This is a genomic window from Streptomyces sp. NPDC104581, from assembly GCF_055583685.1.
This window is the reverse complement of record NZ_JBVJNN010000008.1, coordinates 92,985-106,503: the sequence shown is the minus strand read 5'-3', so window position 1 is coordinate 106,503 and position 13,519 is coordinate 92,985. Positions and strand designations below refer to the sequence as shown.

Sequence of the window (13,519 nt, the reverse complement as noted above, 5' to 3'; positions counted from 1 at the left end):
CGGCCGCCCGTAGGCTGGGAGGTATGACCACAACGGGGGCACACCAGGAGGCCGGGGGCTTGACCACCCGCGGCCTCTGGTGGTGGACGCGGCGGCGCAGCGTCGTGCTGGATGTGGGGCTGGCCGTGGCGTCAGCCCTGGAGTGTGCGTTCGAGGGGATCCGGTTCGCCGACAACGCCCGGCTGCCGATGGCCCTCGGGGTCGTTTTCGGGGTGCTGGTCGGGTCCGTGCTGCTGTTGCGGCGGCGGTGGCCGATGGCCGTCGTGCTCGTCTCCGTCGCCGTCACTCCGGCCGAGATGGGCGTGCTGCTCGCGGTCGTCGGGCTCTACACGCTCGCCGCCTCCGACGCGCCCCGCCGCATCATCGGCGCGCTCGCCGGGATGTCCCTCGTGGGGACGCTCATCGTCGTCTTCGTACGGACGCGGCAGGACGTCAGCGGCGTGGAGATCGACTCCGCCCGCTGGTACATCCCGCTGATCGCCGTCTTCATGGCGCTGAGCATGTCGTTGCCGCCGGTGCTCCTCGGTCTCTACGTGGGGGCCAGGCGCCGGCTGATGGAGAGCCTGCGGGAGCGGGCGGACAGTCTGGAGCAGGAGCTGTCGCTGCTGGCCGACCGGGCCGAGCAGCGGGCGGAGTGGGCCCGTACGGAGGAGCGGACGCGTATCGCCCGCGAGATGCACGACGTGGTCGCGCACCGGGTGAGCCTGATGGTGGTGCACGCCGCCGCGTTGCAGGCGGTGGCGCTGAAGGATCCGCAGAAGGCGGTGAAGAACGCCGCGCTGGTGGGGGACATGGGGCGGCAGGCGCTCACCGAGCTGCGGGAGATGCTGGGTGTGCTGCGCGCGGGGGAGCAGCAGGCGGCGCGGAAGGTGGCGGACGCGGGGTCGGGGGCGGACCGTTCGACGGTGCCGCTGGCCTCGGTGGCCGTCGCCGCGGCGGCGGCAGCGGCGGCGGCGGCCGACGACGGTCCCGGTCTGGAGGACATCGAGGCGCTGGTGGGTCAGTCGCGCGACGCCGGGATGGTGGTGGAGCTCGCGGTGCAGGGCGTGACGCGGATGTACGCCCCGGAGGTGGAGCAGACGGCGTACCGGGTGGTGCAGGAGGCGCTGACGAATGTCCACAAGCACGCGGCGGGGGCGAAGGTGATGGTGCGGCTGGCCCACCGGGAGGCCGAGGTCGCGATGCAGGTGGAGAACGGTCCGTCGTACGGCGCGGCCGACGCCGGGCTCCCCAGCGGCGGGAACGGGCTGGTGGGGATGCGGGAGCGGGTGCTGGCGCTGGGCGGGGTGTTCGTGTCGGGGGAGACGGACGCGGGTGGCTTCCGGGTGTCGGCGGTGCTGCCGCACCGGGACAGCGCGTAGGTCGTGTCTTCGAGGTCCCGCCCGGCCCGCGGCGCCTGGCGCGGGCACCTCGCCGCGTGGTCGTAAGTCGGCCGGGTACACCCCGTACGGGACCGGTCCTCCGCCTTGCACCGCACCGCACCGGCCGCCGCGGGCCCCGCCGTGCGGGCGGACGGCGCCACTTCGAAGACACGACCCAGCGGGGGTCCCGTCCCCTTCCCGCCGTTCCTCCGGTCCGGCCGCTCAGTCCGATGTGAGCCGCTGCGGCTGCGCTCCGGTCACCAGTGCGGCGAGCGCGTGGTCGATGTGCGGGCCGAGGTACCAGTCGCCGGTGTGGTCGACGGAGTAGACGCGGCCCGTGGCGTCGACGGCGAGCACGGCCTGTCCGCCGCCCTCCTCGCCGATGGGGCTGATCTCGGTGTCCAGGGAGCGTCCGAGGTCCCCGAGGGTGCGGGCGAGATGGATGCCGGCCAGCGGGTCGAACCGTACGGTCGTGGGGGCGATCTGCCGCCCCGGTCCGGGCCCCGTCACCGTCAGCCCGCCGAACTCCGCCCAGATCTCGACGACGGCCGCGAACACCGCGTGCCTGTGTCCCGCCGGGGTGACGTGGGCGCGCAGCGCGTCCGCCCACTCCTCGGCCTGCCGCATGTCCCAGCGACCCGGCTGCCAGCCGGCTTCGCGCAGGGCCGCGTCGACGGCGACGGGGAAGCGGGTCGTGGTGAGGTCGGGCACGGGGTCGTCAGCCGTTCTGCGTCGGGTCGACGGGGCGTACGCCGAACTGGGCGAGCATCGCCGTACAGGAGCGGCAGGGCGGCGCGTAGCTGCCGTGCAGCGGGTCGCCGTCCTCGCGGATCCGGCGCGCGGTGAGCTTGGCGTGCTTGAGGGAGCGGCGGGCCTCGCCGGGGGTGAGGGGCTTGCGCTGGGCGCGTTTGGAGCGGGCGCCCTCGACGGCGGTGAGATGCCGGGACAGCAGGATGGCTTCGGGGCAGCGGCCGGTGAATCGTTCACGCTGGCCGCTGGTGAGGGTGTCCAGGAAGTCCTGTACGAGGGGGTGCAGGGCGGGCGGCTGGTCTGCCTTGCCCGCGGTGCAGGTGAGATTTTCACCACGCACGGACAGCGCGGCGGCGACGGCGGGCAGGATTCCGTCGCGGCGTTGGCGCAGGACGGGCGCGCGGTGCGGTTCGGTGCTGCTCCAGCTCAGGCGCGGGTCGCCGGAGGGGGCGACGGCCGGGGTCCCGGTGGGTCCGTTCAGGGTTCCGTCCGAGGTCGCGGGGGTGGTCCCGGCGCGGTCGGCCCCGGCGATGTCCGTGACGAGGCGCCCCGACGTCGCTGCCCGGCGGTCCGGTGAACCCAGGCGTGAATCACCTGATGTGTCCTGTTGTGCTGTGTGCAAAGCGTTGTCCCTCCCTACGCAATCCCCACGCAATCCCCCGAGTTGCGGGGGACAGCCTGCCAAATGTGACACGTCGTGCGGAAGCCGGGGCGGGTTCGGGGCGTGGCATCGTCGCTGCGTGACCTGGGGTGACCGGTTGTCACCGGCACCCGAACGAGTGCCGTGGCGAGGGCCGTCGACGGACCGGAGGGGCAGCGTCCCCTGTTGCTTCACCGCATAGGCTGTGCCGAACCAGTCAGAAGCCAGCAGGGGGCATCCGCCATGACGACAGGTCGGCCCGGGCAGCAAGCCGCGCCACCGAACGCGGCCTACGCCGGGCAGGTCGTGCAATTCCCGGACCCCGTCCGGGCCTCCCGCCACCCCAGGGGTGTGCCGGTGGACGGCAGCGGCTTCCCGGACTTCTCGCCGTACGCGCGCGCCGCCGCCGAGATCGCCGAACCCCCGGAGGGCTTCGGCGTCGACGAGTTGCGGCTCACGGACTACGTGTCGGCCAACGCCGCACTGCACGCCGACGGCCATGAACTGTGGAACACGATCCCCGCCGTGGCGACCCCGCACGGCTGGACCTGGCACCACGCGCCGAATTCGCGCCGGCTGCTGCTGGTGCCGGTGGAGGTGAAGGCGCTGCTGCGTCATCACGGCGGACTGGCGACGACCCCGGTGGACCACGGCAAGCGCGGGACGCGTCCTCTTCAGGAGACGCGGCCGGTGCACTTCGGGCTGCCGAAGGGCTCGGTGTCCGTGACCGAACAGCAGTTGCTCGGTGTCGAGGAGGACCTCGGCTACCGGCTGCCCGGCGCGTACCGCACCTTCCTCAAGGCGGCGGGCGGCTGCGCCCCGGTGGGCGCGGCGCTGGACGCGGAGCTGGGGCTGCTGGTGGACCAGCCGTTCTTCACCGTCCGTGAGGAGGCGGCGGTCAACGACCTGCTGTACGTGAACAAGTGTCTGCGGGACCATCTGACCAAGGACTATCTGGGCGTGGCGTTCGTCCAGGGCGGCATCCTCGCGGTGAAGGTGCGGGGGGATTCGGCCGGTTCGGTGTGGTTCTGCGCGTACGACGACGCACGCGACCGGGACGGCTGGAGCGTGCAGGAGCGGGTGGAGCGCCTGCTGCTGCCCTGTGGTGAGGACTTCGACGCCTTCCTCACCCGGCTGGCGGGCAATCCGCCGGAGCTGGACACGGTGGCGAACCTGATGGTGGACGGCGGCTTCGCCCGCGCCGTCCCGGTGGAGGGATGAGCGCGATGGTGACATTCGCTCAGGCGCAGGAACGCGCGGACGAGTGGGTCAACGGTGACGTGCCCGCGTACCAGCACCGCGAGGTGCGGGTGCGGGAGTTCGAGCTGGGCTTCGTGGTGTGGGCGGAGGACCGCGCGGACGGTCCGAGGTCGGACGGCGGTCTCCAGCGGCTGGTGATCGCCAGGGACAGCGGTGAGGCGACGCTGTGGCCGGGGCTGCCGGTGGGTGAGGTGATCCGGCGGTACGAGGAGGAGTACGGGGCGCAGGCGCAGGCCCCGGAGCCGCCGACGGCGCCGCAGCGCATCGACCTGAACCAGACGTCGTTCCTGCTGACTCCGCCGGAGTGGTTGCAGGACGCGGCGGACAGGATGGGTGTGCCGGGGTCGCCTTCGCCGTCCTCGGCCTCGCCGTCGTCGCCGTCGTCGCCGTCCTCGTCGTCCGGGTCGTCGTCCTCGTCGGTGGGTTCCGGCGCGGGCGCGGGTTCGTCCGGTGGCGGTGGGTACGGGCAGGGCGCGCCCGCGGAGCCGGTCTCGGCCTCGCAGAGCAGCAGTTCGCCGTGGCCCGACGCCGACCGCAGCGGGGACCACGGGTCCGCCGGGTCCGGCGGCGGGGCGCGGGCCGGTGCGACTCCCTGGGCCGGCACGGACACCAACGCCGCCGGTGAGGACGTGTCGGTGGGGCTTCCGGCGACGGTCTTCGCACCGCCGCTCTCGGGCGCGGACGACGACGACACCCCGCCGCCCGGTGCGGCGGCCGACGCTCCGACGGCGCTGATGTCCGGTGGCAGTCATCTGCCGCGCACGACGCTGGCCCCGAGCCTTGACCCGGACGCCGCGGGCGGCAGCGGGCCGGGTGCGCCCGGCCCCGGTTCCGGTCCCGGTGACATCGCCGACGCGGCGACGAGCAAGGCGACGCCGCCGCCCGGCGGCGCGCGTGGCGCGGGCCCCTCGACCCCGCCGCCGCCCGGTGTTCCCGGTCCGCCCGGCGCCCCGGCAGGCGGGTACCAGCCGACACAGCTCGCCCCCCAGGTCGGTCCCGGCGGACCGGGGGGCCCGCAGCCGCCCGGACCTCCCGGTGCGCCCGGTACGCCGCCTGGTCCGCCTGGTCCGCCCGGTGTTCCCGGTACGCCGCCGCCCGGTGGTGTCCACCACGCCGCGACGATGTTCGCGGACGCCAGCCAGGGCGGTCAGTCCCCGTCGTCCGGCGGCCCTCGTCCACCGGGCCCGCCCGGACCTCCGGGTGCGCCCGGTGCGCCCGGCATGCCGCCTGGTCCGCCTGGTCCGCCCGGTGTTCCCGGTACGCCGCCGCCCGGTGGTGCCCACCACGCCGCGACGATGCTGGCGGACCCGAGCCAGGGCGGCCGGCACGGTGTTCCCGGCATGCCGCCCGGTCCGCCCGGTGCCCCTGGTGCGCCCGGCGCCCCCGGTACGCCGCCCCCCGGTGGTGTCCACCACGCCGCGACGATGCTGGCCGGCCCCGGTGCCGTACCCGGCCCGCCGCCCGGTCCCCATCCGCCCGGCCCGCCCGGTGCGCCTCCCGGCGCTCCGCCCGGTTCGTACGGCTATCCGCAGCAGCCCACCGGCATGCCGACGGTGGGCCCCGGCTACCAGGCCGTGTTGCGCTACCGCGCGCCCGACGGCTCCGAGGCCCAGCTCATCCGCCGCTCGGCGCCCGGCACTCCGCACCCCGAGTGGCAGATCCTGCACGAGCTGCGCGCCATGAACGTGCCGCCGCAGCAGGTGCTGGAGCTCCACACGGAGCTGGAGTCCTGCGAGCTGCCCGGCGGTTACTGCGCGCGCATGATCCGCGAGACCTGGCCGCAGGTACGGATCACCAGCGTCGCCCCGTACGGCAGGGACCACTCCAGCCGTCAGCAGGGCATGCAGCATCTGCTCACCCACCAGGGCGAGCTGCACCAGGTCGCGGACGGTCCGGCGCGGCCCGCCCCGGTGCGCGCCCCGCTGCCGCAGGTCCCGCCGGCGCAGCCGGTTCCGCCGGAGGCGATCGCGCAGGAGCTGGCGGGCGCGTTCGGCCCGCAGGGCATCTGCCGCTTCGACCAGCGGGCGGTCTCCCGTCAGGGCGTACCGGAAGTCGTGGCGCGCACGCTCGTGTGGGCGGGGCTGCCGGGCGACTTCGGTCCGTTCTTCTGGGCGCAGCCCCCGCAGCCCGTGGTGCCGACGCTGGCCGAGCTGGCCGCGCAGCGGCAGGTGCAGCCGGCGGCGGACGCGGGCTCGTACCTGGTCATGGGCAGCGACTTCGGCCGGGCGATCTGTGTCCAGTACGGCACGGCGCACATCATGGCCGTGTCGGTCGAGACGGGTCCGGGCGGTCAGACGATCCCGCCGCAGTTCGTGAACACCGGGCTGCCGGAGTTCACCCGCTCGATGGCGCTGCTCGGCCGCATGTGGCGGCTGCGTTTCGGTCTGAATCCGGAGCAGGCGGGCCGCTGGACGGTCGACTTCCAGGCGCAGCTGGCCGCGATCGACCCGGCGGCGCTGTCGTCGCCGGAGAGCTGGTGGTCGGTGCTGCTGGAGCAGATGTGGGACGGACTGCTCTGACCGGACGGACGGCGCTGCGGCCGCGGGGAGCCGGTCCGGCGCTCCCGGCGGGCCGGTGAGATCCGCCACGTACGACCCCGAGTGAAGGCGCCCACCGTGGACCACGGTGGGCGCCTTCGCCGTGCCGGTACCGGGATCGGGCGGTGGCTTGAACGCGTCGGCCGCGTCCTCGGTACGGAAGCGGCGCCGGGGACCCGGCGTCAAATGCCGCATCCTTGAGAAGGATGGACGGGTGGGACGTTTCCGCGAGGACGTCCGCTTCTGTCACCGTCGGTCGGAGAGAGGCTTCAGGAATGGCTGCTGCACGGGCATCGGCTCACGGCTTCGATCCCGTCCGGGGCCGTGGTTACCGCCCCGAGCAGGTCGACCGGCGGGTCACGGAACTGGCCAGGGACCGGGAGGACGCCCAGGCGCACGAGCGGCGGCTGACGGAGCTCGCCGGGCGTCTGGAGGCGGAGGCCGAACTGCTGCGCCGGCAGGTCGAGGCGCTGCCGCCGCAGACGTACGAATCGCTGGGTGACCGGGCCCGGGAGATCCTGGCCCTGGCCGCCGAGGAGGCGGACGCGGCGCGTGCCACGGCCCGGGAGGACGCGCAGGCGGTGTCCGACGCGGCGGACGACGACGGCCGCCGGACGCGCGAGGCGGCCCGCGCGGACGCGGAGGCGCTCACGGCCGACGCGGACGCGCACGCGGCACGGACGGTGGAGGGCGCGCGGGCCGCCGCCGACGGGCTGCGGACGGCCGCGCGCCGGGACGCCGAGGAGGTACGGGGCGCGGCGCAGACGCGCTTCGACGAGATCCGGCAGCGTACGGAGGCGCTGCTCACCGAGCTGTCCCAGGAGCAGGCGGAGCGACTGGCCGCGACGGCGCGGGAGTTCACCGACCGGGACACGGCGGCCCAGGCCCGCCAGACGGAGCTGGCGGCCCGCTCGGACGCTCGACTGGCGGACGCCAGGCGTGCTTTCGCGGAGGCGGAGGAGCACGCCGGGCACATCCGGGAGGACGCGGCGGCTCGCGCCGAGGAGCTGATCGGGCGGGCACGCGCGGCGCGGGAGCGGACGGTCCGGGAGACCGAGCGGATCCTGCGGGAGCACACCGAGGCCCGTGAGGAGGTGCGGGCGCGGATGACGCATGTGCGCAACAGCCTGGCGGCGTTGACGGGCCGGGCTCCCGCGCAGGACGGGACGGAGCCGGCGGACGACCGGCCGGCCTCGTAGGGCCGCAGGGCCGGCCGACCGGGCACCCTCGTACGGCCGGACGGCCGGGCGCGCCCTCACAAGGAGGAGCCCGTCGCTCAGGGGGCGTCCGTAGCGGTGTCGCCCGCCCTGCTCGGCCGGGTGTCCGGGGCCGGATCCGGCGCGGGGTCCTGGTGTACGGGGAAGCGGCGCGGCGCCACGAAGAGGAGCACCAGCAGACAGAGGGCGGCGGCGCCGGCCGCCCCCAGGAAGACGGCGTCGACCGCCGAGTCGACCGCGCGGCGCAGGAAGTCGGCCGCGCCGGCCGTCAGGGACGCCGGATCGTCCAGGGCGTGCGCCACGGAGTCGAGTTCGCGCGGGAGGCCGTCGGCGGGCGCGTCGGCGAGCCGGCTGGTGAGGATGCCGTTGGCCAGCGCGCCGAACAGCGCGGCGCCCACGCTCTGGCCGAGCTGGCGGCAGAAGAGTATCGACGCGGTGGCCGTACCGCGCTCCGACCAGCCGACCGTCCCCTGTACGGCGATGATCAGCGGGAGCTGGAACAGTCCGAGCGCCCCGCCGAGCAGCAGCATCAGCAGCGCGGGCTGCCATGCCTGGCCGGGGAAGGGCAGCAGGGGGAAGGCCAGCAGGACCAGCAGGGCGAAGGACATGCCGGTGATCGCGGTGCGGCGGAAGCCGACACGGTTGTAGACGCGGTCGGCGAGGGCCGCGCTGATCGGCCAGGTCAGGGTCATCGCGGAGAGGACGAAACCGGCGGCCGTCGGGTCGAGGCCCAGCACGGACTGGGCGTACGTCGGCAGGAAGACCGTCGGGGCGATCATCAGCAGCCCGAGTGCGCCGAGCGCGAGGTTGACGGCGGCGATGGGGCGGCGCCGCCAGACCCAGCCGGGAATGATCGGTTCGGCCGCGCGCCGTTCCACCAGGAAGGTCACGGCGGCGAGCAGCGCGGTGCCGGTGAGGAGCGCGATCGAGGGGGCGGAGAGCCAGGGCCAGGCGACCCCGCCCTGGACGAGGGCCGTGATCAGGAGCGTGCCGGTGGCGAAGACGGCGAGCGCGCCCGCCCAGTCGACACGGGGCCGGGGCGGGGTGACCGCGCGCCCCGGCCCCCGCTCCGTACGGGTGGTGTCCGCCTTCTCGCGGGCGCGTGTGCGGCCGGGCTCGTGGAGGTGGCGGACGGTGAGGTACAGGGCGAGCGCGCCCACCGGCAGATTGATCAGGAAGATCCAGCGCCAGTCGGCGTACCCCGCGAGCAGCCCGCCGACCGCCGGGCCCGCGATGGAGGAAGCGGCCCACACGGTGGAGAGCCTGGCCTGGATCCTGGGGCGTTCCTTGAGGGGGTAGAGGTCGGCGGCGATGGTCTGCACGGTGCCCTGGATCGCGCCGCCGCCCAGGCCCTGGACGACGCGGAAGGCGATCAGGGATCCCATGTTCCACGCGGTGGCGCAGAGGACCGAGCCGATGAGGAAGAGGACGATGCCCGCGATCAGCACGGGCTTGCGGCCGAAGGTGTCGGAGAGCTTCCCGTACACGGGGAGGGTGACCGTCGCGGCGAGCAGGTAGCCGGAGAAGAGCCAGGAGAAGACGGAGAAGCCGCCGAGGTCCCCGACGATCTGCGGGACGGCGGTGGAGAGGACCGTGCCGTCGAGCGCGGCCAGTGCCATGCCGAGCATCAGCGCGGCGACGACGGGACCGCGGCGGCGCCCGGGTGCGGCGCGCTCGGGTATGGCGGTCACAGAATCCCTTCCCTATGCAGGTATCTCCCCGGACACCATCTCATCCGACCCCGGCACCGCGGCAGGGTGCGGCCTGTGCCCCGGAGGCAACCCTCAGAGCGGCTCCACCCCGGGGTGGAGAGCCCTTAGGTGGTTCTCCCTACTTACGCCCAGGGACGGTTCGTCCCGCTGGAGGAGGAGAAGAGGCGTGCCGGTTCTTTAAGTTGGTCTTACACCGCACGGGGGCCGGCCGGGGGGCCGGGCGGTGAGGGGGAGCGGGTCCGAGGGGGGGCTACCACCCGGAAATCCTGAGGAAAACCTCAGCAGAAGTCTGAGTTTTTCCCCAGCGCGCCGGAGGGGCTCGGGCGCGCAGACTCAAGTCCGAGCCGGCGGGAGCACCCACCGGCCCGTCTGCCGCACGACGGCCGGTCGCGCGACACCACGTCGCGCGGCCGACCGCCGCGGACACACCACCACACCACCAACACCGGCGCGGGGCGCGCAGTGTGCCTCAACACGCCTGACCATCGACGGACTTTAGGAGATTCACCGTGACAACGGCTGTGACCATCCCCAAGCACGGGGGCACGGGAGGGCGCTTGGCCGTCGCCGCGCGAGCGCGCCAGGTCGTCAAGGCCTACGGTGCGGGGGAGACCCGGATCGTCGCGCTCGACCACGTCGATGTCGACATCGACCGCGGGCAGTTCACCGCGATCATGGGCCCTTCGGGCTCCGGCAAGTCGACGCTGATGCACTGCCTCGCCGGGCTCGACACCGTGACCTCGGGGGAGATCCATCTCGACGAGACCGAGATCACGAAGCTCAAGGACAAGAAGCTCACCCAGCTGCGCAGGGACCGGATCGGCTTCATCTTCCAGGCGTACAACCTGCTGCCGACGCTGAACGCGCTGGAGAACATCACGCTGCCGATGGACATAGCGGGCCGCAAGCCCGACCGGCAGTGGCTCCAGCGGGTGGTGGAGACCGTCGGGCTCGCCGAGCGGCTGGGGCACCGGCCGACCCAGCTCTCCGGCGGTCAGCAGCAGCGCGTGGCCGTCGCCCGCGCGCTCGCCGCCCGGCCCGAGATCATCTTCGGTGACGAGCCGACCGGAAACCTGGACTCGCGGGCCGGCGCCGAGGTGCTGGACTTCCTGCGCAAGTCGGTGGACGAGCTGGGGCAGACCATGGTGATGGTCACGCACGACCCGGTCGCCGCCTCCTACGCGGACCGCGTGCTGTATCTCGCCGACGGCCGGATCGTCGACGAGATGCGCAGCCCCACCGCCGAGCAGGTCCTCGACCGGATGAAGAACTTCGACGCTCGGGGGCGGACGTCGTGACCGTCGTCAAGACCTCCGTGCGCAACTTCCTCGCGCACAAGGGCCGCATGGCGCTCTCCGCCGTCGCCGTCCTGCTGTCGGTGGCGTTCGTCTCGGGGACGCTCGTCTTCACCGACACCATGAACACCACGTTCGACAAGCTCTTCGCGTCGACGGCGTCCGACGTCACCGTCAGCCCCAAGGGCGCGGCGGCGGCCGACGAGTCACCGTCGCAGACCGGGAAGCCCGAGTCGCTGCCGGCCTCCGTCGTCGGCCGTGTCGAGAAGACGCCGGGCGTGAAGTCCGCGGAGGGCGCGGTCAGCAGCATGAGCGTCACCGTCGTCGACACGGAGAACAAGAACGTCGGCGCGTCCTCCGGCGCCCCGACCATCGCGGGCAACTGGACCGACAACGACCTCAGGTCGATGGAGATCACCTCCGGGCACGCCCCGCGCGGTCCCACCGAGGTCATGGTCGACGCCGACACCGCGGACAAGCACGACCTGAGGCTCGGCGACGAGCTGCGCACCATCGCGGTCACGGGCGACCTGCGGGCACGGATCGTCGGGATCGCCACCTTCAAGGTGACCAACCCGGGCGCCGCCGTCCTCTACTTCGACACCGAGACCGCCCAGCGCGGACTGCTCGGCGGGACGGGCCTGTTCACGCAGATCAACGTCGTGGCGGACACCGGGGTCAGCGACGCCCGGCTCAAGGCGGACCTGGCGGGATCGCTCGGGGGCACGTACAAGCTCCAGACGCAGAAGGAGGCGGCGGACGCGGGCCGGGACAGCGTCGGGTCGTTCCTCGACGTGATGAAGTACGCGATGCTCGGCTTCGCCGGGATCGCCTTCCTCGTCGGCATCTTCCTGATCGTCAACACCTTCTCCATGCTGGTCGCCCAGCGGACCCGCGAGATCGGTCTGATGCGGGCCATCGGGTCCAGCCGCAAGCAGGTCAACCGCTCGGTGCTGCTGGAGGCCGTCCTGCTCGGGATCGTCGGCTCCGTCGCCGGTGTCGCCGCGGGTGTGGGACTCGCCGTCGGGCTGATGGAACTCATGTCGTCCATGGGCATGGAGCTGTCCACCCAGGACCTCACCGTGAAGTGGACGACCCCCGCGATCGGGCTGGTGCTCGGTGTCGTCGTCACCGTCTTCGCCGCGTACATACCGGCCCGCAGGGCCGGGAAGATCTCGCCGATGGCGGCGCTGCGGGACGCCGGTACGCCGGCCGACGGCCGCGCCGGACGGATCCGGGGCGCGATCGGGCTGGTCCTCACCGGCGGCGGTGCCGCGGCGCTGCTCGTCTCCGCACAGGCCGACAAGGCGGCCGAGGGCTCGCTGTTCCTCGGCGTGGGAGTCGTGCTCACGCTCATCGGCTTCGTCGTCGTGGGTCCGCTGCTCGCCGGCTTCGTCGTCCGGCTGCTGAGCGGCGTGGTGCTGCGGGGCTTCGGCCCGGTCGGCCGGATGGCCGAGCGCAACGCGCTGCGCAACCCGCGGCGGACGGGAGCCACGGGCGCGGCCCTGATGATCGGTCTGGCCCTGGTGGCGTGTCTGTCGGTGGTCGGTTCGTCGATGGTCGCCTCGGCGACGGACGAGCTGGACAAGACCGTCGGCGCGGACTTCATCATCCAGTCCGGTACCGGTCAGCCGATCGTGCCGCAGGCCCAGGAGGCGCTGGAGAGAGCCCCCGGAATCGCGCACGTCACCGAGTACCGGCTGGTCGAGGCCAGGCTCACCACGCCCGACGGGAAGACCGTCGGTGAGGACCTGGTGGCGGCGGACTCGACGTACGCGCGGGATCTGCGCCGCGAGACCGTCGGGGGCGAGCTGTCCGCCGCGTACGACCGGGACTCGATGTCCGTCGGCGACGTCTTCGCCGAGGAGCACGGTGTCGGGGTCGGCGACGAGCTGACCGTCGCGTTCAAGGGCGGCGAGAGCGCGAAGCTGAGGATCGCGGCGATCACCTCGGACGACGTGTCGGTCGACAAGGGCGCCATGTACCTGTCCATAGCGACCGCCGAGCGGTATCTGCCGGCCGAGCGGATGCCGAAGAACATGATCATGTTCGCGGCGGCCGAGGACGGCAAGGAGAAGGAGGCGTACGCGGCGCTGAAGGACTCGCTCGCCGCGTACCCGCAGTACAAGGTGCAGGACCAGACGGACTTCAAGCAGGACCTGAGGGACCAGATCGGCCAGCTGCTGAACATCGTCTACGGTCTGCTCGGACTCGCGATCGTCGTCGCCGTGCTGGGTGTGGTGAACACCCTCGCGCTGTCGGTCGTGGAGCGCACCCGGGAGATCGGACTGCTGCGGGCCATCGGCCTGTCACGCCGTCAACTGCGGCGCATGATCCGGCTGGAGTCGGTCGTCATCGCCCTCTTCGGCGCCCTGCTCGGTCTCGGCCTGGGCATGGGCTGGGGCACGGCGGCGCAGAAGATCCTCGCCCTGGAGGGCCTGGAGGTCCTGGAGATCCCGTGGCCCACCATCGCCGGGGTGTTCGTGGCCTCGGCCTTCGTGGGACTGTTCGCCGCGCTCGTCCCGGCGTTCCGGGCGGGCCGGATGAACGTCCTGAATGCGATCGCCACGGATTGACGGTCCGGTGGCGGCCGACCCGCCGCCACCGGCACCCGCTAGGTGATTTTCGGCTCCGGTGGGCGTCCTTGACGTCCACCGGAGCGGTTTTTGTCCGCCCTGGTCAGGGCTGTGCTGACAACAAGCTGCGCGCGTAGATGCAACAAGCTGACACGTCCCGGCCCCCCATTT

General features: G+C 73.2%; 9 protein-coding genes. 6 read left to right on the top strand and 3 right to left on the bottom strand.

The window, feature by feature from the left end:
* The first annotated feature begins 23 nt into the window (after positions 1-23).
* A complete protein-coding gene (locus ACZ61E_RS09715; protein WP_469699014.1) occupies positions 24-1,361 on the top strand; it encodes a sensor histidine kinase in 1,338 nt (445 codons plus the stop codon).
* Positions 1,362-1,583: 222 nt separating this feature from the next.
* Here ACZ61E_RS09715 and ACZ61E_RS09710 read toward each other — a convergent pair whose 3' ends face one another.
* Complete coding sequence (locus ACZ61E_RS09710) at positions 1,584-2,072, bottom strand: SUKH-3 domain-containing protein (protein WP_469699013.1); 489 nt, start codon at positions 2,070-2,072, stop codon at positions 1,584-1,586.
* 7 nt (positions 2,073-2,079) lie between these two features.
* Positions 2,080-2,592, bottom strand: coding sequence for a YwqJ-related putative deaminase (locus tag ACZ61E_RS09705; RefSeq protein ID WP_469699124.1), 513 nt, complete (start codon positions 2,590-2,592; stop codon positions 2,080-2,082).
* Positions 2,593-2,994: 402 nt separating this feature from the next.
* Between ACZ61E_RS09705 and ACZ61E_RS09700 the strand changes: the two genes are divergently transcribed.
* From ACZ61E_RS09700 to ACZ61E_RS09690, 3 genes are all read left to right on the top strand, one after another.
* Positions 2,995-3,972: an SMI1/KNR4 family protein gene (locus tag ACZ61E_RS09700; RefSeq protein ID WP_469699012.1), complete on the top strand. Its 978-nt coding sequence runs from the start codon at positions 2,995-2,997 to the stop codon at positions 3,970-3,972.
* Between the two features lie 5 nt (positions 3,973-3,977).
* Positions 3,978-6,530 (top strand): SUKH-4 family immunity protein, encoded by a 2,553-nt coding sequence (locus ACZ61E_RS09695; RefSeq protein ID WP_469699011.1) that lies wholly within the window; start codon positions 3,978-3,980, stop codon positions 6,528-6,530.
* Between the two features lie 293 nt (positions 6,531-6,823).
* Positions 6,824-7,747, top strand: a complete 924-nt coding sequence (locus tag ACZ61E_RS09690) for a cellulose-binding protein (protein WP_469699010.1) — start codon at positions 6,824-6,826, stop codon at positions 7,745-7,747.
* Positions 7,748-7,824: 77 nt separating this feature from the next.
* Here ACZ61E_RS09690 and ACZ61E_RS09685 read toward each other — a convergent pair whose 3' ends face one another.
* Positions 7,825-9,456, bottom strand: coding sequence for an MDR family MFS transporter (locus tag ACZ61E_RS09685; RefSeq protein WP_469699009.1), 1,632 nt, complete (start codon positions 9,454-9,456; stop codon positions 7,825-7,827).
* A 530-nt stretch (positions 9,457-9,986) separates the two neighbouring features.
* Between ACZ61E_RS09685 and ACZ61E_RS09680 the strand changes: the two genes are divergently transcribed.
* Together ACZ61E_RS09680 and ACZ61E_RS09675 are read left to right on the top strand one after the other, a co-directional pair.
* Positions 9,987-10,775: an ABC transporter ATP-binding protein gene (locus tag ACZ61E_RS09680; protein ID WP_469699008.1), complete on the top strand. Its 789-nt coding sequence runs from the start codon at positions 9,987-9,989 to the stop codon at positions 10,773-10,775.
* Entirely contained in the window at positions 10,772-13,348 is a 2,577-nt protein-coding gene (locus ACZ61E_RS09675) for an ABC transporter permease (RefSeq protein ID WP_469699007.1), read from the top strand. Before ACZ61E_RS09680 ends, ACZ61E_RS09675 begins: the two co-directional genes overlap by 4 nt.
* Positions 13,349-13,519 lie beyond the last annotated feature (171 nt).